Source organism: Paraburkholderia nemoris (assembly GCF_905221015.1).
GTDB classification, from domain to species: domain Bacteria; phylum Pseudomonadota; class Gammaproteobacteria; order Burkholderiales; family Burkholderiaceae; genus Paraburkholderia; species Paraburkholderia nemoris.
This window is the reverse complement of the sequence record NZ_CAJNBO010000007.1, coordinates 147,972-173,552: the sequence shown is the minus strand read 5'-3', so window position 1 is coordinate 173,552 and position 25,581 is coordinate 147,972. Positions and strand designations below refer to the sequence as shown.

Below are 25,581 nucleotides of genomic sequence, written 5' to 3'. Positions count from 1 at the left end.
GATTCGGCCGTTCTTTGAGCCTGCGGATTTTGGTGAGGGCTTTACACCTGAGCTGCGCTTACATGCGCTTCGATCTCGCTCACCACTTCGAACAGATCGCCGACGAGCCCGATGTCCGCGACCGAAAAGATCGGTGCGTCCGGATCTTTATTGATCGCCACAATGGTCTTCGAGTCCTTCATCCCGGCCAGATGCTGAATCGCGCCGGAGATGCCGAATGCAAGGTAGACGTCGGGTGCGACCATCTTGCCGGTTTGCCCGACCTGTGCGGTATTCGGCGCGTAGCCGGCATCCACCGCGGCCCGCGATGCGCCGAGCGCCGCGCCGATCTTTTCCGCCAGTTCGCCGAGCCGATCCATGTTGTCTTTCGATGCCAGACCGCGCCCGCCCGCAACGACGATCCGCGCGTCGGGCAATTCGCGGCCAGTCCGTGCTGATGCATGGCGCTCGACGAGCTTCGTTCGGCTAAAGCCGGCAGCCGGTTCGAGCGTCACGCGTTGCGCGTTGCCGCCGCTGTCGGCCGCGGGTGCGAACGACGACGCCCGAAACGTCGCGAACGTCACGGCGCTGGCCGTGTTCACATTGGCGATGACGCTTCCGGCATACAGGCTGCGCACGAACGCGCCTTCGCCTTCCACCGCGATCACATCCGGAATGAACGCACCGCCGACAAGCGCCGCGGCGCGTGGCAGGGTGCTACGGCCCAGCGTCCGATGACTTGCGGCGATCAACGAGTACGATCCATGCATCGCGTGCAACTGCGCGGCGAGCGTTTCAGGCACAACGTCCTCGTTCATCGCGTCAGTCATCACGATAACGCGCTCGACACCTGCAATCTTTTCGACCGTGGATGCAAGCGAGGCATCCGGCAAGAGCACATCGACCGGCAGGCCGCGTTGCATGACCGCGGTGATGACGCGAAGCGTCGCGTCGGCCACGCGGCCGTTTTCGCTTTCAGCTACGACAAGGCTTCTCATGCGGTGACTCCTGCTTGATCGAATACGCGCCGTTCTGCGAGCGCCGCGATGAGCGCGGCGCTGTCGGCGACCTTGATGCCGGGCTGACGGACCGGCGGATCGCTGAGCTTGACGATATGGCTCTGGGGCGTCAGATCGATTGCCAGCGTGGTGGCGTCCACGATCGCGAGCGGCTTCTGCTTCGCCTTGACGATGCTCGGCAAGGTCACGCGGCGCGGGTCGGCAAGGCGCAGATCCGCGCTGACGACAGCCGGACCCTCGAGCAGCCACGTCGCCGTGCCGGTGTCGTCGTCGCACATGACGGACCAGCCTGTGCCATCCGCCGAGAGTGCGCCTGCGTTCAACGCTTGCGGCCAGTCGAGCAGCGCGGCTAGCATGGCGGCGACACCGCCGATATCGCCGTCGATCGCCTGCTTGCCGCACAGCACGAGGCCATATTGCCGGCTCGCCATGTGAGCGTTCAGCAGACGCGCCACCGCCAGCGAATCCAGCGCGGCGGTTGCCGCCGATGTGTCGATCAGCACGGCATCGTCCGCGCCCATTGCCAGTGCCGTGCGCAAGACGTCCTGGCTGGCTTGCGTGCCGCACGTGATCACCGTCACCTTCGACGCAACGCCGGCTTCCCTGAGTTGCACTGCCTTTTCGACCGCACACTCGTCGAACGGGTTGAGCGACATCTTGAGGCCGGTGGTGTCGATCGACCCGTTCGACGAGACCCTCACGCGTACGTTGGCATCGACGACGCGTTTGACTGGAACCAGTATGTTGATTGTCATGACTTGAGCATCCATCCATCGATCGGACATCAGGAAACCGCGCCCGAACCGTACTTGCCCACCAGCAGCGCGCCACTGGCGAACCGGTCGAGTGCATAGGGCGCGAGGGAGACATCCGTGGACAGACCGAGCGCATGCTGCGCGAGGATCTTGCCGATGCCCGGCGACAGCTTGAAGCCATGCCCGGAGAAGCCAAAGCCGACAACGAGTCCTTCGATATCGGCGACCTGGCCCAACACCGGATTCCAATCGGGCGTCACGTCGTAGACACCGGTCCATGACGAAGCGAGACCCGCGGCTTCATAAGCCGGAAAACGTTCGGCCACCTGCGCGCCGACTTCGGCGACGTAGTCGAGCGAGATATCGCCCTGTTCGGTTTCCGGCGAGTTCAACGTCTCGCCCACCACACCTTCCGACACCAGCATCTGACTGCCGCCGTAACTGCGGTAATAGAGCATGCCGTCCGAACCCAGGTCCTTGAACGCCGGCATCTTGAACGAATACGCGGCGCCGTCGCATTCGAGCGCGAGCACCGTATGACGCTCCGGCTTAACTGGCAGCGGCACACCGATCCAGCCCGCGAGTTCCGGCGTCCAGATGTTCTGCGTGCTGATCAGCGTGCCGCAACTGAAGTTACCCGCACTGGTTGCGACCCCGGTGATCCGGCGTCCTTCGCGCACGAGGCCCGTGACCGTCACGCCTTCCATGATCTTGACACCGCGCCGGCGCGCCGAGCGGGCGAAGCCGGTCGCCACCAGATAGGCATCCGCAAAACCCGCCTCCGGTTCATAGCCGATCAGCGCGGCGTCGTCGAAGTTCGCAATCGGCAGGCGCTCGTGCGCCTCAGCCTTGTCGAGCAGTTGCACTTCGATGCCCATATCCTGCTGCGCGGCGAGCGAGGCGCGCAGCGGCTCGAGCTTGTCGCCGTCGGGCGCGCAGATCAGATAGCCGCATTTGACGAGACCACAGGACGCTTCGTCGTCACCGAGGTAGTCAGCGAAATTATTGAATGCCCACCACGAAGAGCGCGCGAGTTCCACGTTCTGGCGCACCGAATAGTGCGTGCGCAACAGGCCGGACGACTGTGACGTGGTGCCCGCGCCGATCGTGCCCTGTTCGATAACCAGCACGCTTTGCGCGCCCAGTGCGGCGAGATGATGGGCGACCGACGCGCCGATGACGCCAGCGCCAATCACGATGAAATCGTAGTGGCTCATGTGGACCTCTGTGTAGGCAATGAGGCGAATTCTAGGAAAACGTTGGCCGCGCCAATTTTGTATTAGGCAAACTTATGGCGAGCCAATGCAATTTCTCATCCTGTGCACCAAGCCTGCGAACCTCGGCACCATGCTGTCGTACCGCACAGGATGACCGGCATGTCACCCACGCGAGCGGAGCATTTCATGAGACGAACCCCGACCCCGATCGATCTGCGCGCGCTGCAGGCTTTTGTGGCTGTCTGCGACAGCGGCTCGATGACTGGCGCGGCGAAGCAGCTCGGCGTGAGCCAGAGCGCCATCAGCCAGTCGATTGCCGCGCTGGAGCGGGATCAGGGCCTGACGCTGTTCGACCGCGAGAGCCGTCCGCCGCGCCCGAATGTAGCGGGGCGCGCGTTGCTGGAACTGGCAGGGCCGTTGATCGAACACGCGCAGATGGTGAGCGCGCGGATCGGCGACGCGTCGCATACGGGCAAGATGCCGGTGCGCCTGGGTTGCGTCGATTCGTTCGCGGCCACTGTCGGGCCTGAATTGATTCGTGCGGTGTCGAATTCAGAGCGGCAGATTTCGATGTGGTCCGGTCTCACGCCGGGCCTGAGCAAGCAGTTGCACGACCGCGAACTGGATATCGCGATCTGCACGCAGACCACGTTAAGCGACCCACGGATCGTCGAAGTGCCGCTGTTTTCCGAGGCATTCGTGGTGGTGGTGGCGCGCAGCCATTTGAACGGACGCCGCAATATCGACTGGCGCACGCTTGCGCTCGAGCTGCCGCTGATCCGCTATACGGCGCGCTCGGTGATCGGCCAGCAGATCGAGCGTTTCGCACGGCATCTGGGCATCAACAGTCCGCGGCGTTACGAGTTCGACGCGACCGATCCGCTGCTGAGTCTGGTGGCCGCGCGGGCGGGATTCGCGATTTCGACGCCTTTGTGTTTGTGGCAGGCGCGGCACTATCTGGACGATATCGCGGTGATGCCGTTGCCGTCGAGCCGGCTCGGGCGGCGCGATTTTTTCCTGCTGCATCGCCAGGGCGAGTGGGAACAGTTCGCGGGCGACATCGTCATGCTGACGCGCGGCGTGCTGGACAACGCGATTCAACCGTCGCTCGCACGGGCGCTGCCCGATCTGCCGGACGATGCATTGCGCTGATTAGGTGCGATAGCACGGGTTTGTATAAGTGTTGCTTTTAACGCTGTTTAACCGCACACCTCGTTTTTGTGCAAAGTCGCACCAGTCACAGCGACGCTGTGCACCGCAGTCAGGCTGATGAACCTTTCAACGTCGAAATCAGGAACGGCGCATGGCGCCCAAAGCGTTTATTGGTGGGAATCTTTGATTCACTCAGATAAACATGGCACAAACGTTGCATTGTTAAAGGCATTGACTGAGACGGCCGCAGCGAGCGATCAGTCGGCTGCACTCGATTGCGGATAGACAAAAATCGACAGGAATTGAATAGGCGTCTTGATCAGGCGTTCCGGACCGTGCGGTATCTCGCCCTGGAAAGTGAGCGTGTCGCCAGGATGAAGAATGTAGGTTTGCTGACCGTGGCGGTATTCGATCACGCCCTTGAGCATGTGAATGAATTCGGTGCCCGGATGCTGAAACACGGGAAAGCGTTCGGCTTCGTCTTCCATCGTGATCAGGAAGGGTTCGAAAAGCTTACGCGGACCTTGGTCATAGGCAAGCAGGTGATAGGTGTGGCCGCTTTTGGTGCCCTTGCGAACCACTTCCATGCCGCCGCCTTTTTTGACGAGTTGTGCACCGCCTTGCGGCACGTCGAAATTGCGAAACAGCATGGAGAGCGAAACGCCGAGTGCCTGGGCGATGCGGTTGAGGACCTCGAGACCTGCGGAAGTCTGCGCGTTTTCGATCTTCGAGAGCATGCCGCGGCTGATGCCGGCCTGAGCGGAAACCTGAGCAATGGTCAGGCCGTGGCGCTGACGTAATTCGCGAATGGTGTTGCCGAGATAGCGTTCAAGCGGCGTTTTATTGTCTTCACCGAGTTGCATGTAAGCCTCACGTAAAACGAAAGCGTAGCAGATTGCAGCGCCGAGTCACGCGCAAAGAGTTTCACAAAAAGAATCTTTGTTTCTCACCAATAAAGTATCCGGCCGATCAAAAACAAGCTTGAAGTGCGCCACAACAGGCGTTCGGGAGCGTGTTGCGTAACCCGGTCACACGCGCTGCGTGTGGCTTTTCCAAACCACGAAAGATGCAGTTGCAAGGAGTGGCGATGAACCTGAACGATGCGAGCAAGCTGCCGGTCAACGAGCTCGGATGCGTGCCCCGCTTCGGCTCGGCGGAAGAGGCGCAAGCGTATCTGACGCAGCAGGGCGTGAAGTACGTGCTGGCGCAGTTTGTCGATATTCACGGCGTGGCCAAGGCGAAATCGGTGCCGGTCAGTCATCTGAAGAGCGTGTTGACGGCGGGTGCCGGGTTCGCGGGGTTTGCGATCTGGGGAGTCGGTATCGAGCCCAACGGCCCCGACTATATGGCCGTCGGCGATCTGGCGACGCTCACGCCGGTGCCGTGGCAGCCGGGCCTGGCACGGATTGTCTGCGACGGTCATGTGGATGGCGAAGCGTGGCAATACGATTCGCGCGTGACCTTGAAGAAACAGGTCGCACGGATGACCGAGCGCAACTGGACGCTCTTCACGGGTCTGGAGCCGGAATTCTCGCTGCTGCGCCGTTCGGCGTCCGGCACGCTTGAGCCATGCGATCCGAGCGATACGCTCGCCAAGCCGTGCTACGACTACAAGGGACTCTCGCGCACGCGCGTCTTCCTGGAAAAGCTCACCGAATCGATGCGCGCGGTCGGCATCGACGTCTATCAGATCGATCACGAAGACGCGAACGGTCAGTTCGAAATCAACTACACGTACACCGATTGCCTGACCTCGTGCGATCACTACGTGTTCTTCAAGATGGCCGCCTCCGAGATCGCCAATGAACTCGACATGATCTGCTCGTTCATGCCGAAGCCGTTCGCGAACCGTCCCGGCAATGGCATGCACATGCATATGTCGATCGGCGACGGCGAACGCAACCTGTTCTCGGACAAAAGCGACAAGCTCGGCATGGGTCTGTCGACGCTCGGCTATCAATTCACCGCCGGTTTGCTCGCGCACGCGCCCGCGCTGGCCGCGCTGTGCAATCCGACGGTGAACTCATACAAGCGCCTCGTGGTTGGCCGCTCGCTGACAGGTGCAACGTGGGCGCCGGCCTACATCAGCTACGGCGACAACAACCGCTCGACGATGGTGCGCATGCCCGGCGAGCGCATCGAACTGCGTTTGCCGGATGGTGCGTGCAATCCGTATCTCGCGACATCGGCCGTGATTGCCGCGGGGCTGGACGGCATCGACCGTGGTCTGTCACCGGGCGAACCGGCTAACGAGAATCTCTACGAGTGGTCGCCCGCGAAACTCTCCGAACACGGCATCGGCGTGCTGCCGCAAAACCTCGAGCAGGCGCTCGATGCGCTGGAAAGCGACCGCGTGATCTGCGACGCGCTCGGCCCGGTTGCCGATGAATTCCTCAAGCTCAAACGGATGGAGTGGCTCGAATACATGCGCCACGTTTCGGACTGGGAACTGAAGACCTACCTCGAATTTTTCTAAGGAGAAGCACCATGTGCGGAATTGTGGGCTTGCTGGTCAAGACGCCGGCATTGCGCGAACGGCTCGGCGAACTGATGGTGCCGATGCTGATCGGCATGACCGAGCGCGGACCGGATTCGGCGGGCCTCGCGGTGTTCGGCAAACAGGTCGATGCGAGCCAACGCAAGCTGAGCATCTACGCGGGCTTCACCGACGAAGGCGCGGACTTCGCATGGCAACCGCTGCTGGACGCATTGAACGCAGCAATGGACGTGACCGCCCATGTCGAGGCGAAAGGCAATCATGCGGTACTGACGGTGCAAGGCAATGTCGAGCGCGTGAAGACATGGCTGCGCGAGCGCTATCCGAAGCTGTATCTGCTGTCGAGCGGCCGCTCGATCGATCTGTACAAGGATATTGGCTCGCCCAGGCAAGTCGCCGAGCGTTATGACTTTGCGAACCTGACAGGCTCGCACCTGGTCGGCCACACACGCATGGCGACGGAATCGGCGGTGACGCCCGATCGCGCGCATCCGTTCACGGCCGGCGACGACTTCTGCCTCGTCCACAACGGCTCGCTCTCGAACGCGCATGGCGTGCGCCGCAAGCTCGAACCGCAAGGCATTCACTTCGATACCGACAACGACACCGAAGCCGCCTGCCGCTTTCTCGAATGGCGGCTGCGCGAAGGCGACACGTTGCCGGTCGCCTTGCAGAAGGGTTTCGAAGAACTCGACGGCTTCTACACGTTCCTGATGGGCACCTCGACCGAACTCGCGCTGATTCGCGATCCGTTCGCGTGCAAGCCGGCGGTGGTCGCGGAAAACGACGACTACGTCGCGATCGCTTCCGAGTTTCGCTCGCTCGCGCATCTGCCCGATATCAAGAACGCCAGGGTCTTCGAACCCGCACCTGAGGAGATGTATGTATGGAAAGCCTGACTTTCGATCTGGAGCGCACGACGGTCCGTGAGCTGAACCAGTTCCTGCATAAGCCGGCGAGCGAACTGGAGGGCCAGGCGGTGACGGTCGTCGCGCCGAACGGCGCGCATAACCTCGCTGTCGGTGTGGATGCGCCGGTGCGCGTGACGATCGCCGGTCACGCGGGCTATTACGCGGGCGGCATGAATAAGCACGCCATCATCGAGATTGAAGGCAGCGCGAGCACCGGCGTCGCGGAAAACATGATGAGCGGCAAGGTGCATGTGAAGGGTTTCGCGTCGAACGGCGCGGGCGCTTCGGCGCACGGCGGCCTGCTGGTGATCGACGGCGATGCGGGCCTGCGCTGCGGTATTTCGCTCAAGGGCGGCGACATCGTGGTGGGCGGCTCGGTGGGCAGCTTCTCCGCGTTCATGGCGCAGGCGGGCCGCATGGTGATCTGTGGCAATGCGGGTGATGCGCTCGGCGACTCGCTTTACGAAGCGGTGCTGTACGTGCGCGGCGAAGTGAAATCACTCGGCGCGGACGCGCAGTACGAGCCGATGACGCAGACGGATATCGACGCGGTGCGCGCGCTGCTCACCGCCGCCGGCATGGACCACGACCCGGCGTCGTTCAAACGGATCGCCTCCGCTCGCACGCTCTATCACTGGAACGCCGACGCGAACCAGGAATATTGAACACACGCTCTCGAAGAAGGCCCCCATGGAAGCCAAATCCGTTCAATTCGTCCGCTTGCAGCAGGAAGAGTCGCAAGGCTACGACCGCAAGACGATCGACTATATCCACTCGGCCGCGCAGCGCGGCCTCTACGAAATTCGCGGTCTGGGCGCGAAACGCCGTGTGCCGCATTTCGACGATCTGCTGTTTCTCGGCGCCTCGCTGTCGCGCTATCCGCTCGAAGGGTATCGCGAGAAATGCGCGACGCAGACCGTGCTCGGCACGCGCTTCGCCAAAAAGCCGGTGGTGCTCGACATTCCGATCACGATCGCCGGCATGAGCTTCGGTGCGCTGTCCGCGAACGTGAAAGAAGCGCTCGGCCAGGCCGCGACCGCGATGGGCACCTCGACCACCACCGGCGACGGCGGCATGACGCAGGAAGAGCGCCGCTCGTCGAAGACGCTGGTCTATCAGTGCCTGCCGTCGCGCTACGGCTTCAATCCGGACGACGTGCGCCGCGCCGATGCGATCGAAATCGTGATCGGCCAGGGCGCGAAACCGGGTGGCGGCGGCATGCTGCTCGGGCAGAAGGTCAATCCGCGCGTCGCCTCGATGCGCACCTTGCCGGCCGGCGTCGATCAGCGTTCGGCGAGCCGTCATCCGGACTGGACCGGCCCGGACGATCTGGCGATCAAGATTCAGGAACTGCGCGAAATCACCGATTGGGAAAAACCGATCTACGTGAAGGTCGGCGCAACCCGCACGTTCAACGACGTCAAGCTCGCGGTGCATGCGGGCGCGGACGTGGTGGTGATCGACGGGATGCAGGGCGGCACGGCGGCGACGCAGACCTGCTTCATCGAGAACGTCGGCATTCCGACGCTGGCCGCGGTTCGCCAGGCGGTGGACGCGCTCGAAGACCTGAATATGAAAGGCCAGGTGCAACTGATCGTCTCGGGCGGCATCCGTACCGGTGCTGATGTGGCGAAGGCACTGGCGCTCGGCGCGGATGCGGTGGCGATCGGGCAGGGCATGCTGATGGCGCTCGGCTGCAACAGCGATACGTACTTTCAGAACGGCGCGCTTCATTCGGCGGCGGCGGACTACGCGGCGCTGAACACGTCGCCGGGTTTCTGCCATCACTGCCACACGGGCAAGTGCCCGGTCGGCGTGACCACCCAGGACGCGGTGCTCGAACAGCGTGTACAGCCCGATGAAGGTTCGCGCCGCGTGCGCAACTACCTGAAGACGCTGAACATGGAACTGACGACGATCGCGCGAGCGTGCGGCAAGCAGAACGTCCATCACCTCGAACCGGAGGATCTGGTCGCGTTGACGGTCGAGGCGGCGGCAATGGCGCGCATTCCGCTCGCGGGTACGTCGTGGATTCCTGGATGGACCCCATGAATTGAGTTGTTTTGAGATTTTTGACTGTGGAAAAGTTGAGTGCATTCAACCTTGATTCACCCCTCTATCAGGAGCCCGACATGAGCACTCCGCAAAGCACCACGCAAGCAGCTGCTTCGGCACCATCCGGCGGTCTGCGTGCCGGTACGCTAGGTTTTCCCGAGGTCATCGGCCAATCCATCGCGAACCTTTCACCAACTTTCACGCCATCGATCAACGTGACTGCGATTGCCGCGCTGGCCGGTGCGGGGACGTGGTTGATTTATGGTCTTTCAACGCTTGGATTGCTGCTGGTGAGCATGAGCATCATCGCGCTCTCGAGCCGGATCGCCTCGGCGGGTTCGTTCTTTATCTATATCTCGCGCGCGCTTGGGCCGATGGCGGGTGGCATTGCCGGCTGGGGATTGATCGCGGCTTACGTGGGCACGGCAATGGGGGTTGGCGCCGCAGGTGTGGTGTTCGTGCAGAACGCTTTTACGGCTTGGGGCATCAATATCCCGTCGTGGGCGGTCTACACGGTCTTTGTCGGGCTCGCCTGGTTCTTCTCGGCACGTGACGTGAAGCTTTCATCGCGCCTGTCGCTGGCAATCGAAGCCGCTTCGGTGGTGATCGTGGGCGGTGTGCTGATCTACGTGCTCGCACTGCATCCGGACCATATCATCGACCATACGCAACTTGGGTTGCAGGGCGTGAGCGGTAAGGGCATGGCACAGGGCATGGTGCTCGGCATCTTCTCGTACGTGGGTTTCGAGAGCGCGGCCTCGCTCGGCCAGGAAACCAGGAACCCGCTGCGCGTCATTCCGCGTGCGGTGGTCTGGTGCGTGATCCTGTCGGGCCTGTTCTTCATGTTTGTGGCCTATTCGATGACGATCGCCTATCACGACGACGCAGCCAAGCTCGGCGGCGATTCGGCCGTGCTCAGCACCTTGCTCACGAGCGTCGGCGCCTCGCCGCTCGGTCCGGTGTTTTATCTGATCGCTTCGGTGAGCGCGTTCTCGTGCGTGCTTGCGTGTATCAACTCGTCCAGCCGCCTGCTGTATTCGATGGGCCGCTATCAGTTCGTGCATCGCTCGATGGGCATGGTGCACCGCACGCACCAGACGCCGTACCTGGCCGTTGCGTTTTCCTCCATCGTGACCTTTGTGGTGTGTATCGCGATGCTCGGTACCGGTCCGCTCAACACCTTCGGCTATACCAGTACGTTTGCGACCTTTGGCTTCCTGGTCGTGTATTTCCTCGTCGCCATCGCGGCACCGGTTTATCTGAAGAAGCAGGGCGAGCTCAAGACGAGCAACGTCGTGTGGGGCGTGCTCGGCGCACTGGCAATGGTCGGCGCGGTGATCGGCAGCGTGTATCCGGTGCCCGATTATCCGTATAACATCCTGCCGTATCTGTTCGTTGCGTATATGCTGGTTGGCGCAGTCTGGTTGTTGATGCTCAAGAAGCGCTCGCCGCAGGTGCTCTCTAAGATCGAGCACGATCTGGAAACAAGCGACGTGATGACCCACGGCAAAAAGTAAATGAGTGAACCCTTCTCCCAGGATAGCTTGCCCGCACCGAACACCAGCCAGGTGCCAGACGATCCAGAGGGAAGGTCCGCTAGCGGCCGTGGAATGGGCGGCCAGGAAATCGATCTGCAGTTGAAGCCGGAGCGCGGCGAGTGCGCCGCGCTCGAGATCGGTTGTGTTTCTTTCCCTGCCCGCGCCCGCGGGCAGGATCACATCAACGAAGACTACGTCGGCGTGATGCTCGGCGATCTGGCGGAGCGCGCCGCGCGTGGCAGCGTGATCGCTCTTGCCGATGGCGTGAGCGGCAGCAAAGGCGGGCGGGTCGCGGCCGAACTCTCGGTGCGGACCTTTATCGATGCCTATTACGGGCTCGCCGACACCTTGCAACCCGGCGTCGCCGCTGCGCGCGCGCTCGAGGCAATACACGGCTGGCTGCATCAGATCGGCCGGGTCGACCCTGCACTGAAGCAGATGTCCGCGTCCTTTGCGGCGCTGATCGTGCGCCGCGCTACCGCGTATCTGGTCGCGGCCGGCGATGTGCGGCTCTATCTGCTGCGCGATGGCCAACTGGCCCAGCTCGGTGACGACGACGTGGTGCCGGTCGCCTTCGGTTCTTATGTGGCGCACGCGGTCGGCATGCTGCCGACGCTGGTGACGCGCATCGAAACGCTTGAGTTGCGCGAGGGCGACCGCCTGCTGATGTGCTCCGACGGACTCTATCGCCGCGTGCCGATGCGCGAGCTGCAGACGGTGCTGGCGGCGCGCGGCGGTGCGCTCGAAACGGCACGCCGGCTCAATGCGCTGGCGATGACGCGCGGCTCGCAAGACGACGTGACGAGCGCGGTGCTCGATGTGGGCGGCCTGCCTTTGCTCGATGTCGGTTACCTTGAGCGGGTGGTCGGCACCTTGCCGATTCCGGCGGTGCCCGACGCAGGCGAGGTGGTCGACGGCTATCTGCTCAAGAGCGTGTTGAGCGATGGCTTCTATTCGCGGATTTTCGCGGGCTACGATCTGGCCGATCCGAACACGCCGCTGGCGCTCAAGTTTCCCAAGCCGCGTGTCGAACAGGACGAGAACGTGCGCCAGTCGATCGTGCGCGAGCGCTGGCTGGCCGGCAAGATCAGCGACGATGGCGTGCTCGCGCCGATGCCGATCGATGCCGACCGGCAAACCCGGCTCTACGTGGTGATGCCGCTCGGCTCAGGCGTCACGCTCGAAAAACTGCTGGCGGCGCCTCAGCCCATGGCGCTGCCGCGTGCGCTCAAGATCGCGCAACAGCTAGGCCATTCGATCGACGTGCTGAATCGCCGCAATATCTTCCATCGCGACATCAAACCCGAGAACGTACTGGTGATGTGGGGCGATAGCACGCGCCTGCTCGATCTCGGCTTCGGTTATATGCCTGGCATGCAGTTGCCGGGCCCCGACGCGGCGCCGGGCTCACCCGCTTATATGGCGCCCGAGTTGATGAAGGGCGCACAGGGCGATGCTCGCTCCGAGGTGTTCGCGTTTGGCGTGACCCTGTACCGGCTGTTCAGCGGCGGCAAACTGCCCTACGGTTTCAATGGCCGTGTGCCGCTCTATCAGTACCGGCAGGACGCGCCGCTATGGCTCGACCTGGTGCTGGAGAAAGCGCTGCAGTCCGATCCGGCGCGCAGGTATCAGGACGTGCTCGAAGTCTGCGCTGACCTCGAACGTTTTTCGAGTGGCCGGGACGCAATGGCGCCGATTCGGCGCAAGCCCTTGCTCGAGAGCGATCCGGTGCTGTTCTGGCAGGTGGTCGTCGTTCTGTTGCTGGCGCTGCTGTTGTGGTCGTTGATGCGGCATTGAACGGGATTGGTGGCGCGGCCGTTCAAGCGCGGACACGGCTCTTGTCCGGATCGTAGAAGATCGGCGCCACGACCTGAGCGTCGATGCGTTTCTGATGCCCGTCGATCTTGCCGACCTGCACGCGTGTTCCCGGTTCGGCGTAAGTGATATCGATACGGCACAGCGCAATGTTCTTGCCGAGGATCGGAGAACGCACGCCGCTTGTGACCACACCGATCTGCGCGCGCGCGTTGTGTTGCCCGTGCACGCAATCTCCATGATGTGCGGGTTCGTTGCCGTCGAGTTCGAGCCCGACCAGCTTGTGCCGCGGATGCGCGCTGCGGGCCAGCAATGCGTCGCGGCCGATGAAGTCGTCTTCTTTGGTTTTCAGCGGCACCGAAAAACCGATGCCGGCTTCGAACGGATCGGTTTCGTCGGTGAACTCGTAGCCGGCGAAGATCAGGCCGGCCTCGACGCGCAGCATATCGAGCGCGTTCAGTCCGAGCGGAACCATGCCTAGCGGTTGCCCAGCCGACCACAAGCGGTCCCACACGCGTTCGGCATCTTGCGGATGACACCAGACTTCATAGCCGAGTTCGCCGGTGTAGCCGGTGCGCGAGACCATGATCGGACAGCCTTCGTAATTGTCGAGCCGACCGACCAGAAAGCGGAACCAGCCGAGTTTATCGAGCGCCGGCTGGGTGGGCGGTGTCCACACCATCTGCTTCAACAACTCGCGACTCAGCGGTCCCTGAATCGACAGATTGTGAATCTGATCCGAGGCCGATTTGACCCACACCTTCATGCCGAGCGTCGCCGCCTGCTCGCGCAGCCAGACACCGGCGTAGTCTTCGCCGCAAATCCAGCGGAAATTGTCCGGGCCGAGGCGCAACAGCGTGCCGTCGTCGAGCATGCCGCCGTGCGGATAGCACATCGCCGAATACACGACCTGCCCGACCGCGAGCCGCCGGACGTCGCGCGTCAAACAGTATTGCAACAGGGCTTCCGCGTCGGGACCGATGATCTCGAACTTGCGAAGCGCGGACAGATCCATCATCGCGACGCGCTCCCGGCAGCCGAAGTATTCTTCGGCGGTGCCGAAGCCCTCGTAGTGCGTCGGCAACCACCAGCCGCGATAGTCGGTGAAATGACCGGTGAGCGCGGACGTCTTTGCATGAAAGCCTGACTCGCGGGTCAGGACCGGTTCGGCATCGGGCGTGGTTCGGGTAGCCATGGCAATGGAGAAGCGTTCCTTGTTCGGATAGACGCGGATCTGGATATCGGTCGGATTCCAGCCGTTCGCGGGATCGATATCGTCGGGACAGGACGAACTCACGCACACGAGGTCGGTCAGCGCACGCATCAGCACGTAGTCGCCTGGACGCGACCACGGTTCATCGAGCGTCATTTGCTGATGGGCGTTGACGCCGGTATTGAAGAAGAAATTGATCGCGGGCCAGCCGGGGCGCGGCGCCACGTTAAAAGCGGCGAGGGCGCGGCTCATGTTGTCGCTGCAGTTGCTATGGCCGAAATAGCCCTGGCTTTCGTAATAGCGCGCCGCGCACGCCAGTGCAAATGAGTCGTGACGGCCCACCGTGTCGCGTACCACTTCGAGCATGGGCTGCATGTTTCGATTGAAGAACTTCGAGAACAGGCCGGGAGCGGGATACGCATTGCCATTCAGCGTTCTCGTCACGGTCTGTTCGAGGTCGAGTTCCTCGTTTCTATCCAGCGCGGCGAGATCGAAGGCGACGAAATCCGAACATTGCCGACCCGCAACGTCCAGTACCTGAATGTATTCTCCCGCGCGCACCGTGTACGCGGTCGCGGTACCGGGCTGGATCGTGAAGTCGTTCAGCGCGTGCGCCAATGGTGGGGGAAGCGGCGGCGCGGCGAGCAGCGCGGGATTCGCGCGATCGATCGTGAGACGCAAGCCCGTGGGCGGGTTCTGCGAATCGATTGTCCTTGCGGCACCCGGCGCGGCGACGATGACGAGCAGCGCTTCGGAGGCAATGAGTTTTCGCGTAAAGCCAGCCGGTGTGTCGCCGCTCCAGATTGCTGCCGCGGACTGCAATGCGCTCGCTTGAACGCCATGCTTGCGCAGACCGGTCAGCACACGCGCGGCCGAGCCGCTATGCAACAGACTCGCCACGAACGAAGCGCCCGCCGACGAGTGTAGGTCGAGCGCGCTCAGCGCCGCTTCGCCATGCGCATCGAAAGCCATGAGTTCGCAGGGCTGCAGGCCTTCGATATCCTCGATCTGCAAAGTATCGCCGGGCGTGAGTGCGACGACCGTGAGGCCGCCGCCCGCCACGCGATATCGTTCGCATCCGGCCGCGCGAGCAAACAGCGCCGGCTCAGCAGGACGCGAGCTTATGGGGGTGCGTATCAGCATGTTCTTCCCTGGCTCGCGCCGCTTAGCCGGCGGTTTTCAACGCCGCAACGGGTTCGCCAAGATACGCATCCATCGAGTCATCGAGTGCCGACAGCCACGGCGTGTGATGAGGCGGGGATTGCGTGCCCGTCATCAGCGAGCGATAGGACTTGTTGCGGTAGCCCATGATGTCGTCGTGCTTGTCGTGTTTCCATTCGAGGAAGGTTCTGTTCACCCCGTCGATGTCGAAACTCGGGTAGTCGGTCGCATCGAGCAGCTCCTGGATGTAGCTGCCCTGAAACTCGAACATCTCCTGGTGGGTGACGAGACTTTCTTCTTTCGCGCGCCATGCGAGGCTGTGTGCGGTCATTTCCGCTTTCGGCGGCAACGTGATGCGTCCGAGGATCACCTCGCGCGCGTACCAGGCTTGAGCGTCGAACATGTTGAACGAATACCAGAGGTCCTGCATGCCAAGGTAGATCAGGCCTGGATTGTCTTCCCAGAAAATGCCTTTATAGAGGTTCAAAGGCCACAGGCGATTACCGGTCTTCAGATGCAGTTCGTCGGGTAGGAACGGGAAGTGATGCTGATAACCGGTGCACAGGATGATCGCGTCGATGCGCTTGTGCGTGTCGTCGGCGAAGTAAGCGATATTGCCGCGCACGCGCTGCAATATCGGTTTCTCTTCCCAGTTTTCGGGCCAGTGATAGCCCATCGGCGCGGTGCGATAGCAACTCGTAATGCTCTTCGCACCGTACTTGTAGCACTGGGAACCGATGTCTTCCGCCGAATAGCTGCTGCCGACCAGCAACACATCCTTGTCCTTGAACTCCAGCGCGTCGCGGAAATCGTGTGCATGCAGGATGCGGCCACCAAAACTCTCAAAGCCGGAGAAGCTTGGCGCGTTCGGTGTCGAGAAGTGGCCGCACGCGTTGACGACGTAATCGAACTCTTCCGACGTCGTGGTGCCGGCGGAATAGTCTTGAGCAGTGACGGTGAATTTCCTGGATGCGGCGTCGAAGCACACCTGACGGACCGCCGTATTGAAGCGAATATAAGGCCGTACACCGGCTTTCTCGACGCGTCCGCGAATATAGTCCCACAGCACCTCGCGCGGCGGATACGAGGCGATCGGTTTGCCGAAATGCTCCTCGAAGGTATAGTCCGCGAACTCCAGACATTCCTTTGGCCCGTTGGACCACAGGTAGCGATACATGCTGCCGTGCACCGGCTCGCCGTTCTCGTCGGTGCCTGTGCGCCACGTGTAATTCCACATGCCGCCCCAGTCCTTCTGTTTCTCGAAGCAGACGATATCGGGAATGTCTGCGCCTTTTTCTCTCGCGGACTGGAAAGCGCGCAATTGCGCCATCCCGGAAGGGCCCGCACCGATGATTGCAACGCGTTTTTTCATGGTTTGCCGCCGATGAGTTGAGCCAGGGTTAGCGGAAGATCACGGTGCGATCGCGATTGAGGAAGACGCGATGCTCAGTATGGAATTTCACCGCGCGCGACAGCGCCACCGTTTCCGTATCGCGCCCGATCGCGACGAGCCCGTCAGGTTGCAGGACGTGATCAACACGCTGCACTTCCTGTTCGATGATCGGCCCTTCGTCGAGATCTGAGGTGACGTAGTGCGCGGTGGCGCCGATCAGCTTCACGCCGCGTTCGAATGCCTGGTGATACGGTTTTGCGCCTTTGAATCCCGGCAGAAACGAGTGATGAATATTGATGGCCCGGCCGGCAAGCTGCTTGCAGAGGTTGTTGGAGAGAATCTGCATGTAGCGCGCGAGCACCACGAGTTCCGTCTCCGTCTCGGCGACGATCTTCAGCAGTTCGGCTTCCTGCTGGTCCTTGGTTTCCGGTGTCACCGGCAGATAGATAAAACGGATGCCTTCGCGCTCCGCCATCGGCCGCAGGTCCAGATGGTTGGAGACGACGGCGGTGATCTGCATATGCAACTGGCCTTTGTGATACCGGTACAGCAGGTCGGAGAGGCAATGGTCGAACTTGCTGACCATCAGCAGCACCTTCATCGGCTGTGCGGCGCTGTAAAGCTTCCATTGCATCGCGAAGTCGTTTGCGATGCTGCCGAAGTCGGTGCGTAGCTTGTCGATGCTGCCGGTCTTCGCGTCGTTGAAGCGGAACACCGCACGCATGAAGAATGTGCCATTGGATTCGTCGTCGAATTGCGCGAGCTCGCTGATATAGCAGCCCGATTGCGCGAGATAGGACGAGACGGCCGCGACGATGCCGGAGGTGGCCGGGCAACTGATCGTCAGTATGTAATTCTGGGTCACTGCGACACTCCTGAAAATACGTGAGAGACGTAACGGGAGACCGTCGACGGATCAGCCGATTGCGGTGCGCTTCTTCTTTTCCGGATCGTCGAACGGCAGTTCGGCGGCGCTGGCACGAGCCTTGATGCGGCCGCGCACTTCGAGCGGCGCGCCGGGGCGTGCGTAGTCCACGTCGAGGCGGGCAATCGCCATCGAGCGGCCGCTCAACCGCGAGACCATGCCGCATGTCACGACGCCGACCTGCTTGCCGTCGTTCCATAATGCGTCGCCGCCGTTGGCTGCTTCAGTGGAGTCCACCAGCACGCCGAAGATCTTGAAACGCTCCTTGCCTTGCAGGCGAAAGTGTTCGCCGGCGCCACAGAACTCGGTTTTTCCCGGCGATACGGTGAAGTCGAGGCCGAGTTCCCACAGGGTGTCGCCCGCTTTTTCGTTCGCGAACGGGTACATCTCGGAGTTGTCGTAGGGGAAGAACAGCAGATAGCTTTCGACGCGTAGCCAGTCGAGCGCCGTGAACGCGCACGGGATGATGCCGGCCGGCGCGCCTTTGTCGAGGACGGTGTCCCAGATGAAGGGGGCATCCGCGGCCTTGCAGAAGATTTCGTAGCCGCGCTCGCCGGTGTAGCCGGTGCGCGAGATCGTCACCGGCTTGCCGAAAAGCCGCGTTTGCAGGTGATGGAAATACGGCAGATCGCGAATGCCCGGCACGTGTTCCGCGAGGAAGTCCACGGCGGCGGGACCCTGTAAAGACAGATCATGCAGATCGTCGTCGAACAGCACAGCGACCTGGCGGCCCTGCGCGGAGCGAACGAGGCGTTCATAGCCGGTTCCGGAGCCATGCACGACCATGAACGCATTCGGCCCGGTCCGGTAGACGATGCAGTCGTCGATAAACTTGCCGTCTTCATTCAGCATCGCCGAATACACTGACTTGCCGGGGTAGAGCTTGCTGACGTCGCGCGTGGTCGCCCAGTTGAGCAGGCTTTCCGCGTGCGGGCCGACGTAGTGGACCTTCTTCAAACCAGATACATCCATCAAACCCGCCTTGGTGCGAATCGCCTCGTGCTGATCGGCGAGGTCGCCGGAGTACGTCCATGCGGTGCCCATGCCGTTCCAGTCTTCGAGGTTCGAGCCCAATGCGCGATGACGGTCCGCGAGCGCGGAAATACGCCATGAATTAGCCATGTCTGCTACTCCAGAGGTGGGGATGTGTCGGTGTACGAAATCGGCAAGGCATCAGGCGCCGTTGTCGAACTGACTCAACCAGTCGACCAGGGTCTTCCGGTAACGCGTCATACCCTTGTAGTCGGCAATGGGCTCAGGCAGGTCGCGCAGCACCCGATGAAGACGGCGCGCCCACGCCGGCTGGGTGACGAGCTCGGCCATGCTGGCGAGATACGTGCGGATGCTGAACATCATCGCGTTGCTCTGTGGCAGCCGCGCCATGAACTGAAGTTCGACGCGCAGATGCACGCATTGCGCGACGTTCTCCGGCGTGACCTGGCCGCGCTCCGCGCCCCACAGGTGGTAATTCTCGGGAGCGGTATCGAGGCGCGGGTTGATCGTGAGCGTCCAGTTCAGACGTCGTACCGGGCGGTCTACCTGGATATGCAGCAGATACTTCAGCGCGCGATCGAAAATGCCCATGTCGTGCGCCATAGGCACCGGCGAATGCCATTGCTTGAAGCTCATTCCTGCATCGAACGCGAGCGACCAGTCGGCAGGGCCGGTGATGACGCCGGCATCCATGAAGAGGTCGCCGTCGCGCTGATCGAGCAACGCGATATCGCCTTGCGTCTGCCGCATGATGTATTCGAGCGGCTCGCACGGCAGCGTCTCGGCATTGCCGAAACGAAACGCCTGCTCGAGGCCGAGCGCGCGATTGCGCCACAACCACTGGTCGCCGGTGCGGGTAAGCGAAAACAGTTTTGGATAATCCTGGGCGAGATGCTCCATGATCATTTCCAGCGCGTCCCACGACGCTCTCTGCATGTGCGGCATCACCATGCAGCGGCGCGAGTCGTTTTGCAGCACGATCGCGCGTTCAGCAACTTCGGAGCGATAGTGCTCGTCGATATCGAACCAGTGTTCGAAGACCGAGCCTGGATCGCGTGAGGTGGCCGGCTCGATATTCACCGAATACATGTAGGCGTCTTCGGGAAACGGGAAGGGGAAGCGGGCGATGGCGGCTTCGCTGTTGCGAAACGAAAACGCTTCACGATAGCTTTCGGCGGGCTTCAGAATGACGCTCATGGCGGGCGTTCCTCAAAGATCCAGGAAAAGGGAGGTGCTGTAGGCACGCGAGACACACGGCATCAGGTGCGTGGCCCGCTCGGATTCGTGAAGGAACAGATCGCGGTGGTCGACTTCGCCGGCAACGTGACGGGTCGAACACCGACCGCAGACACCGCCGCGGCACAGGTTCGGGATATCGAGTCCGCTTGCTTCGAGCGCCTCAAGCAGGCTCTGATCAGCCGCGACATCCAACCTCGAGCCACTGCGCATGAGTGTCACGACGAACGGCGTGCCGGGCTGCGGCGCAGCGAAAGCTTCCCAGTGCACGCGGCCGTCCGGCCAGCCGAGGGCACGGGCTGTGTCTCGCACCGAGTCCAGAAGGGTTTGTGGACCGCACACGTAAACATGGGTGCCTAGCGGGCGACCGCGCAGCACGCGTTCAACATCGAGGCGTGCGCGCTCACTGTCGTATCCATGGAAGCGGCTGCCGAGGCGCTCGCTCAACTCGGCGCGATACGCATCCGTGAGCCCTTGCCGGTAGGCGTAGTGCAGTTCGAAGTCGGCAACATCGCGCTCCAGTGCGGCGACATGCGCGACGAACGGTGTGATGCCGATGCCCCCCGCGATCAGGATGTGAGCGCGAGCGCTGGAATGCAGTGCAAACAGATTGGCCGGCGGCGTGATTTTCAGTGTCGAACCTTCACCCATTCGCTCATGCATGAATACCGAGCCGCCGCGCGAATCGTCCTGTTTGCGTACGGCAATGCGATAGCTGGATGCGTCCGCCGGATCGCTAATCAACGAATAGGCGTTGCGCAATGGGCGTTCATCCAGCGGCAACTGCACCTGGATATGGCTACCTGAGGAAAACTTCGGCAGCCGGCCGTGCGCGGCGACCAGGGTGAACTCGCGTACCACCGGCGTCAGCAGCCGCGTTGCTTCGACTCGAACCTCGATCGTGTTCATGCGTGGCGCGCCAGGTAAGGACGATCCGGATCGGCGCAGACGCCCAGATAGGCGCCGACGCGCTGCGAGAAATGCTGGCGCACACTCAGGTTGATTCCGCAGCCGGCACATTCGACTTCGGGCAGCGCGTCGTACACATGCGAAGCGCTGCAGTGCACGCAATAGACGGCGCGCCGTGCGGCATCGAGTTCGGCGGTGATTTCTTCCGGCAGCATGCCGGCCTCGCCAGCGAGGCGGCGGATGCGCCAGACGAACGCTTCATCGCCGCATACATAGAGCCGTAAGCCGATTGCCGCGCGATCCAGTGTCGCGAGAAGATGGCGCTCGAGCGCGTCGTGTGTCGTGAAGAACGATGCACGGCGAGCCGTTGCCGACGTGTCGCCTTGAACGAGCAGCGTGCTCACGTCAGGCTCGACCGGCAGCGTCGCGATGAAAGCCTCGATCTTCGTGAGTGCGTCGGCTTGAACGACTACAACGTGTTGACGCGCATCCTCACATATCCGGAGCGCCTGATATCGCGGAAGACTCGGCGGAGAGCCTGGTGTTCTGTCGTGCGTCGATGTCATGTCTTTAGTCGCGGTTCTGTGGATGCGGATAAAGCGCGTGGATCTTGTTTCGCTTCAAACGTGTGCATTTGCATCTGAACTAAAACGGGGCGTGTGCTCCATTCGAGTGCGTTGCGAAACGCTGGTCTGACGGATAAAACACTCGAAAAACCACGTTCCCCACAAGCAAAATAGTTTCTTAAAGGGAAACACCGTTCAATCCTGACAACGAGGTATGCCCAAAGGAGTAGTGCGGCAAACGGCACGTTTCTTGCCTCTAAAATCGCTTTTCTCGTGGGGTGGCCTGGATGGCGGTGACCCGGACCCTGATCCAGCGCGATGCATCCACGCAAGTGGTGGATGGGGGCGATGAGGTCGATTGCGACGGGGGTACCCGTGCGCTTATCCGTGAGCTTCACGATTCGGTCGCACAGCAACTGGGCTTCATGTCGTTTCTCGTCAGCCGTGTGCAACAGCAGGTGCGTAATCCGGAGGTTGCCGAACCGCTGCTCGCGGAGTTGCGGACCACGACGACGCGGCTGCAGCGCGACGTTCGCCAGTTGATCACCGGTGCGCGCCTGACGCTCGAAGGGCGCTCGTGGCGCCAGGCGCTGGCTGATTCCGTCGATGAATTTTCGCGTCGCTGCAACGTGGTCTTCGAACTGGATAACCGCATGCCGGAAATCGAACTCGCGCCGGATGTCGCGCTGCACGCATTGCAGATCGTGCGCGAGGCGTTGTCGAATGTGGTCCGCCACGCGCATGCAAGACATGCGCGGATCGAAGTGATAGACGACCCTGCAGGCGCTTTGTGTGTGACCGTGACTGACGACGGGCTCGGATTGCGGCCCGCATCGGTGGAGGAAAATCACTATGGGCTGGAGATCATGCGCGAGCGGGCGCGTGCGATAGGCGCGCGAGTATCAATCGAGAATGTGCAGCCGAACGGCACGCGGGTGCGCCTGCTTGTCCCGAATGACGATGCCGGAAAGGAGTTCCTTGATGGGTCCGACGACGTTGCTTCTGATTGACGACCACCCGCTGTTCAGGCGTGGCCTCGCCGAGTACTTCAACTCGACCGGGGAGTTTCAGGTAGTCGGCGAAGCTTCCAGCGGCCGGCAGGGCATTGCGCTCGCGGAGCAGTTACGACCCGGTCTGATCCTGATCGATCTTCACATGCCGGGACTCGGTGGCTTGCATGTGCTCGATGAATTAGGCCAGCTCGAGATCGAGAGCCGCAAAGTCGTGCTGACCGCCTCGCTCGATCGCAAGGAGTTGTTGAGCGCGCTTCGTCTCGGTGCCGACGGCTATATGCTGAAGGAAACCGAGCCCGACGACCTGCGCTTATACATACGCAACTGCGTGCAGGGCGTGATCGTGCTGGACGATTGTCTGGTCACGCTGCTGGCGAAAGACGACGATGTTCTCGAAGGTGAGCGAGGCGCTCGCCGGGTCGAACTGACCGAGCGTGAAGCGCAGACGCTGGCGCTCATTTCGGAGGGCATGAGCAACAAGCAGATCGCCCGGCAATTGGGCATCAGCGATGGCACCGTGAAGGTCTATGTAAAGAATCTGCTGCGCAAGCTGAATTTGCGTTCCCGGCTTGAACTGGCAGCGTGGGTTCACCGCGATGCCCTTACGCGTCAATGAAGAAGGCGTAAACGAATGCAAGACAATGCTGTTGTAAGCGAATTCGCCGCAGCCGCGATGAATCTCGATGCCTATCCGGTCGCGTTGCTTCAAGTGGATGACGAGGGCAGCATTCGCAGCGCGAACGCGGCATGGGCCGAGCTGATGGATGCAAGCGCCGTGGGCGTCGAGATGGCCGCGTATGTCCATCCGGAAGATCGCCTGATCTGGCGCGAGATGCTGGCGCGGCTGCGTAACGAAACCGGTGTCTGTAGCCGCGAGCGGATACGTTTTGTTCATCCGCACGGTCAGCTTCGCTGGTTGGAGGTGGCATGCCGCCGGCACGAAGACACCTTCTTTATCTCCGCGTTCGACACCACGGCGCAAAAACGTCAGGAGACTTCAATCGAAGCCAGGTTGCGTAGCGCGATGGGACTCCTGAACGGCGTACCGGGATTGATCTATCGCGGCCGTAACAATCCATCGTGGTCGATGGAATTCGTCAGCGACGGCTGCGAAGAGTTGACGGGCTATCCGGCCGCCTGGTTTGTCGACAGTCACGAACATAGCTACAGCCAGTTGATCGTGCCGGATGATGTCGATTACGTCTGGCGTGCCGTGCAGGAAGCACTGGCGGATCGCAGGCCGTTCGAACTGCGTTATCGCATTCGCGGCGCGAATGGCGATGTGAGAAACGTATGGGAGCGCGGCATCGGTATTTATTCAGCCAGCAGTGAGGTGCTGGGTATCGAAGGTGCGATCTTCGCTGTGCGATGAACTTCGCCCGTATTGCGCGGAGATTCGCGTAATACGGGCGTTCGGTTTTCAGAGCAACGTGCGCAATCAGGTCGTGATCCAGTGACTCACGAAAACGACTACTACGCCGAGCACTAACGCCGCATACGGCAGGAAACCCGCGCGCCGTTTGATGCTGGCGTTCGAGAGATCCATGTCGTCCAGCATCGCTTCCGGGAAGCGGCCTTTGTCCGTCACGTAGTGGCGCCAGATGAACACCGGCACGATCAGCGCCGAGAAGACGATGCCCGAAATCAGCGTGCCCTTGCCCCAGACATCCGCCCCCAGTCCCATCAGCGCGAGATTGACGAATGACAGCGAGGCGCCGGCGCCGAGTACCCATTTGGGCGCTTTGAAAGGGCGCTCCCAGGTTGGCCGGTCGAGCCGATGGATCCACGCGGCATTGAGATTCAGGAAGTTGAAGATGATGTAGCCGACATTCGACATCGCGAGTATGACGACGTAGTCGGACATCAACAGCAGCACGAGATTGAATACGAGGTCGGTCCACATCGCGCGGGTCGGTGCGCCGTTGTGGTTGACGTGCGAAAGATATTTGGGCAGCCAGCCGTCGACGGAAGCCTGGTAGAGTGTGCGCGATGAGCCCGCCATCGAGGTCATGATGGCGAGCACGAGCGCGAACACCAGCATTGGCTTCAGAATGAATTCGCCCCAGTTGCCGGCATGCACGATTTTCGCCATCGCTTCGGAAACACCCATGCCACTGTAGATGCCAGGCGAAAGGATGCCGTCATAGACAGCGGCTTGCGTGACATTACCCGCGGCATCCTTGACCTCGGGCGAGACGAGTTGGCCGAGACCGAGGGCACCCTGGAACGCGAGCGGGACGAGCGTGAAGAACACGAGGCACAGGAGTCCGGAATAGACGATCGCCTTGACCGTGTCGCGGCGCGGGTCCTTGAATTCGCGTGTATAACAGACTGCCGTTTCGAATCCGTAGGTGGACCAGGCCGCGATAAAGAGGCCGCCGGCCATCAGCTCGATACCGCTCAGATCCCACGTGCCGTCTATCACGCGGCCGCCGGCGTCTTTCGCCAGCGGATAGAGCGGGAAAAGATTGTGCATTGGCAGATCGCCCGTCAGCAGCGGGTAGACGCCGACCAATAGGAGCGGCAGCAGCGCGGAGATCGCGAGAATCATCTGGAGCCGCGCGGCTTGAAGAATGCCGCGGTGCTGGATCGCGAAGGTTGTCAGCAGAATCGCCGCACCGATCACGAAGGTGGCATTGACCCGCAGACTCAGGCCGCTCGACAACCAGCCCAGATCGACCAGCGTGATTTGCCAGGTGTTGATCGCGGCGGTCGCCGGGAACAACATGTTCAGCACGTAGCCTGCGCCGAGGCCCGAACCGATCGCCAATACCGGTGACCACGCGAACCAGTTACACCACACGGAGAGCGGCGCGAGCAGCTTGCTGTAGCGCACCCAGGCAACCGCGCCATACACCGATGCGCCGCCGGACTTATGTGGAAACAGCCCGGCGATCTCAGCATAGGAAAAGGACTGGATGAAGCCGAAACAGATCGAAATCGCCCAGATGATCCACGACGGCTTGCCGACGGTCGCCGCAATCGAGCCGATCGAGAACAGCACCAGCGCCGGTACGCCGCTGGCTACCCAGAATGCGCCTGCCCAGCCGATCTTTCTATGAAGTCCTGTTGCGTCTTCTGCCGGCGCGGCAAGATGAAGCTCCTGACCTGCATCGTTTACGGAACTCACGTTCGGCTCTCCAGAGGTGTTGTCACTCTGGCGACATTCACCGGCCAATATCGGTGGGGCAAGCGGCGCGAAGAGGTACTCCCTCGGAGGGGGGCGTAAGAAAT

General features: G+C 61.7%; 22 protein-coding genes. 10 read left to right on the top strand and 12 right to left on the bottom strand.

Going from position 1 to position 25,581, the window contains the following annotated elements:
• Window positions 1-41: 41 nt before the first annotated feature.
• The 3 genes from KHO33_RS42785 to KHO33_RS13070 are packed head-to-tail and all read right to left on the bottom strand — an operon-like array spanning window position 42 to window position 2,970.
• Window positions 42-977 carry an electron transfer flavoprotein subunit alpha/FixB family protein gene (locus KHO33_RS42785; protein ID WP_200565729.1) on the bottom strand — a complete coding sequence of 312 codons (936 nt, stop codon included), beginning with the start codon at window positions 975-977 and terminating at the stop codon, window positions 42-44.
• Complete coding sequence (locus tag KHO33_RS13075) at window positions 974-1,747, bottom strand: electron transfer flavoprotein subunit beta/FixA family protein (RefSeq protein ID WP_200565806.1); 774 nt, start codon at window positions 1,745-1,747, stop codon at window positions 974-976. The genes KHO33_RS42785 and KHO33_RS13075 overlap by 4 nt, the downstream gene beginning before the upstream one ends.
• Window positions 1,748-1,782: 35 nt before the next feature.
• Window positions 1,783-2,970: an NAD(P)/FAD-dependent oxidoreductase gene (locus tag KHO33_RS13070; RefSeq protein ID WP_200565728.1), complete on the bottom strand. Its 1,188-nt coding sequence runs from the start codon at window positions 2,968-2,970 to the stop codon at window positions 1,783-1,785.
• Between the two features lie 186 nt (window positions 2,971-3,156).
• On the opposite strand from KHO33_RS13070, the gene KHO33_RS13065 reads away from it, so the two are divergent.
• Window positions 3,157-4,122 carry a LysR family transcriptional regulator gene (locus tag KHO33_RS13065; protein ID WP_054041186.1) on the top strand — a complete coding sequence of 322 codons (966 nt, stop codon included), beginning with the start codon at window positions 3,157-3,159 and terminating at the stop codon, window positions 4,120-4,122.
• Between the two features lie 257 nt (window positions 4,123-4,379).
• Here the strand turns inward: KHO33_RS13065 and KHO33_RS13060 are convergent, their stop codons facing one another.
• Window positions 4,380-4,985: a helix-turn-helix domain-containing protein gene (locus KHO33_RS13060; RefSeq protein WP_054041189.1), complete on the bottom strand. Its 606-nt coding sequence runs from the start codon at window positions 4,983-4,985 to the stop codon at window positions 4,380-4,382.
• Window positions 4,986-5,209: 224 nt separating this feature from the next.
• On the opposite strand from KHO33_RS13060, the gene glnT reads away from it, so the two are divergent.
• The 6 genes from glnT (at window position 5,210) to KHO33_RS13030 (ending at window position 12,920) form a co-directional block, all read left to right on the top strand.
• A complete protein-coding gene (glnT, locus tag KHO33_RS13055; RefSeq protein ID WP_211606283.1) occupies window positions 5,210-6,598 on the top strand; it encodes a type III glutamate--ammonia ligase in 1,389 nt (462 codons plus the stop codon).
• Between the two features lie 11 nt (window positions 6,599-6,609).
• Entirely contained in the window at window positions 6,610-7,518 is a 909-nt protein-coding gene (locus KHO33_RS13050; protein ID WP_054041192.1) for a class II glutamine amidotransferase, read from the top strand.
• Window positions 7,506-8,195, top strand: a complete 690-nt coding sequence (locus KHO33_RS13045; RefSeq protein WP_054041193.1) for a GltB/FmdC/FwdC-like GXGXG domain-containing protein — start codon at window positions 7,506-7,508, stop codon at window positions 8,193-8,195. The genes KHO33_RS13050 and KHO33_RS13045 overlap by 13 nt, the downstream gene beginning before the upstream one ends.
• A gap of 25 nt (window positions 8,196-8,220) precedes the next feature.
• Entirely contained in the window at window positions 8,221-9,582 is a 1,362-nt protein-coding gene (locus tag KHO33_RS13040; RefSeq protein ID WP_054041194.1) for an FMN-binding glutamate synthase family protein, read from the top strand.
• 80 nt (window positions 9,583-9,662) lie between these two features.
• Entirely contained in the window at window positions 9,663-11,102 is a 1,440-nt protein-coding gene (locus tag KHO33_RS13035; RefSeq protein WP_054041195.1) for an APC family permease, read from the top strand.
• Window positions 11,103-12,920 carry a bifunctional protein-serine/threonine kinase/phosphatase gene (locus KHO33_RS13030; protein WP_200565727.1) on the top strand — a complete coding sequence of 606 codons (1,818 nt, stop codon included), beginning with the start codon at window positions 11,103-11,105 and terminating at the stop codon, window positions 12,918-12,920.
• A 22-nt stretch (window positions 12,921-12,942) separates the two neighbouring features.
• Here the strand turns inward: KHO33_RS13030 and KHO33_RS13025 are convergent, their stop codons facing one another.
• The 7 genes from KHO33_RS13025 to KHO33_RS12995 are packed head-to-tail and all read right to left on the bottom strand — an operon-like array spanning window position 12,943 to window position 21,334.
• Entirely contained in the window at window positions 12,943-15,294 is a 2,352-nt protein-coding gene (locus KHO33_RS13025; RefSeq protein WP_200565726.1) for a DUF1989 domain-containing protein, read from the bottom strand.
• Between the two features lie 22 nt (window positions 15,295-15,316).
• Window positions 15,317-16,684, bottom strand: coding sequence for an NAD(P)-binding domain-containing protein (locus tag KHO33_RS13020; RefSeq protein ID WP_200565725.1), 1,368 nt, complete (start codon window positions 16,682-16,684; stop codon window positions 15,317-15,319).
• A gap of 28 nt (window positions 16,685-16,712) precedes the next feature.
• A complete protein-coding gene (gene purU, locus KHO33_RS13015; RefSeq protein ID WP_054041202.1) occupies window positions 16,713-17,570 on the bottom strand; it encodes a formyltetrahydrofolate deformylase in 858 nt (285 codons plus the stop codon).
• Window positions 17,571-17,621: 51 nt separating this feature from the next.
• Complete coding sequence (locus KHO33_RS13010) at window positions 17,622-18,752, bottom strand: aminomethyltransferase family protein (RefSeq protein ID WP_200565724.1); 1,131 nt, start codon at window positions 18,750-18,752, stop codon at window positions 17,622-17,624.
• A 51-nt stretch (window positions 18,753-18,803) separates the two neighbouring features.
• Window positions 18,804-19,820 (bottom strand): heme-dependent oxidative N-demethylase family protein, encoded by a 1,017-nt coding sequence (locus tag KHO33_RS13005; RefSeq protein ID WP_054041206.1) that lies wholly within the window; start codon window positions 19,818-19,820, stop codon window positions 18,804-18,806.
• A 12-nt stretch (window positions 19,821-19,832) separates the two neighbouring features.
• On the bottom strand, window positions 19,833-20,768 hold the full coding sequence (locus tag KHO33_RS13000) for a PDR/VanB family oxidoreductase (RefSeq protein WP_200565723.1): 936 nt from the start codon (window positions 20,766-20,768) through the stop codon (window positions 19,833-19,835).
• The gene (locus KHO33_RS12995) at window positions 20,765-21,334 is read right to left on the bottom strand and encodes a dimethylamine monooxygenase subunit DmmA family protein (RefSeq protein WP_200565722.1); all 570 of its coding nucleotides are present in this window, start codon (window positions 21,332-21,334) and stop codon (window positions 20,765-20,767) included. The genes KHO33_RS13000 and KHO33_RS12995 overlap by 4 nt, the downstream gene beginning before the upstream one ends.
• A gap of 293 nt (window positions 21,335-21,627) precedes the next feature.
• Between KHO33_RS12995 and KHO33_RS42780 the strand changes: the two genes are divergently transcribed.
• From KHO33_RS42780 to KHO33_RS12980, 3 genes are read left to right on the top strand one after another with little or no spacing between them, the layout of a single operon-like run.
• The gene (locus KHO33_RS42780; protein WP_200565721.1) at window positions 21,628-22,344 is read left to right on the top strand and encodes a sensor histidine kinase; all 717 of its coding nucleotides are present in this window, start codon (window positions 21,628-21,630) and stop codon (window positions 22,342-22,344) included.
• On the top strand, window positions 22,316-22,963 hold the full coding sequence (locus tag KHO33_RS12985; RefSeq protein ID WP_200565720.1) for a response regulator: 648 nt from the start codon (window positions 22,316-22,318) through the stop codon (window positions 22,961-22,963). The genes KHO33_RS42780 and KHO33_RS12985 overlap by 29 nt, the downstream gene beginning before the upstream one ends.
• Before the next feature lie 15 nt (window positions 22,964-22,978).
• Complete coding sequence (locus KHO33_RS12980; protein ID WP_200565719.1) at window positions 22,979-23,719, top strand: PAS domain-containing protein; 741 nt, start codon at window positions 22,979-22,981, stop codon at window positions 23,717-23,719.
• A gap of 66 nt (window positions 23,720-23,785) precedes the next feature.
• On the opposite strand, the gene KHO33_RS12975 is transcribed toward KHO33_RS12980, so the two are convergent.
• Window positions 23,786-25,477: an APC family permease gene (locus KHO33_RS12975; RefSeq protein ID WP_236074673.1), complete on the bottom strand. Its 1,692-nt coding sequence runs from the start codon at window positions 25,475-25,477 to the stop codon at window positions 23,786-23,788.
• Between the last annotated feature and the right edge of the window lie 104 nt (window positions 25,478-25,581).

Coding starts and splice junctions, on each gene's coding strand:
- KHO33_RS12985 (WP_200565720.1), top strand. CDS start 22,316: ATGGGTCCGACGACGTTGCTTCTGATTGACGACCACCCGCTGTTCAGG.
- KHO33_RS42785 (WP_200565729.1), bottom strand. CDS start 977: ATGAGAAGCCTTGTCGTAGCTGAAAGCGAAAACGGCCGCGTGGCCGAC.
- KHO33_RS13035 (WP_054041195.1), top strand. CDS start 9,663: ATGAGCACTCCGCAAAGCACCACGCAAGCAGCTGCTTCGGCACCATCC.
- KHO33_RS13030 (WP_200565727.1), top strand. CDS start 11,103: ATGAGTGAACCCTTCTCCCAGGATAGCTTGCCCGCACCGAACACCAGC.
- KHO33_RS13065 (WP_054041186.1), top strand. CDS start 3,157: ATGAGACGAACCCCGACCCCGATCGATCTGCGCGCGCTGCAGGCTTTT.
- KHO33_RS12995 (WP_200565722.1), bottom strand. CDS start 21,334: ATGACATCGACGCACGACAGAACACCAGGCTCTCCGCCGAGTCTTCCG.
- KHO33_RS13005 (WP_054041206.1), bottom strand. CDS start 19,820: ATGAGCGTCATTCTGAAGCCCGCCGAAAGCTATCGTGAAGCGTTTTCG.
- glnT (WP_211606283.1), top strand. CDS start 5,210: ATGAACCTGAACGATGCGAGCAAGCTGCCGGTCAACGAGCTCGGATGC.
- KHO33_RS13010 (WP_200565724.1), bottom strand. CDS start 18,752: ATGGCTAATTCATGGCGTATTTCCGCGCTCGCGGACCGTCATCGCGCA.
- KHO33_RS13070 (WP_200565728.1), bottom strand. CDS start 2,970: ATGAGCCACTACGATTTCATCGTGATTGGCGCTGGCGTCATCGGCGCG.
- KHO33_RS13060 (WP_054041189.1), bottom strand. CDS start 4,985: ATGCAACTCGGTGAAGACAATAAAACGCCGCTTGAACGCTATCTCGGC.
- KHO33_RS13045 (WP_054041193.1), top strand. CDS start 7,506: ATGGAAAGCCTGACTTTCGATCTGGAGCGCACGACGGTCCGTGAGCTG.
- KHO33_RS13050 (WP_054041192.1), top strand. CDS start 6,610: ATGTGCGGAATTGTGGGCTTGCTGGTCAAGACGCCGGCATTGCGCGAA.
- KHO33_RS13025 (WP_200565726.1), bottom strand. CDS start 15,294: ATGCTGATACGCACCCCCATAAGCTCGCGTCCTGCTGAGCCGGCGCTG.
- KHO33_RS13020 (WP_200565725.1), bottom strand. CDS start 16,684: ATGAAAAAACGCGTTGCAATCATCGGTGCGGGCCCTTCCGGGATGGCG.
- KHO33_RS13040 (WP_054041194.1), top strand. CDS start 8,221: ATGGAAGCCAAATCCGTTCAATTCGTCCGCTTGCAGCAGGAAGAGTCG.
- KHO33_RS13000 (WP_200565723.1), bottom strand. CDS start 20,768: ATGAACACGATCGAGGTTCGAGTCGAAGCAACGCGGCTGCTGACGCCG.
- KHO33_RS12980 (WP_200565719.1), top strand. CDS start 22,979: ATGCAAGACAATGCTGTTGTAAGCGAATTCGCCGCAGCCGCGATGAAT.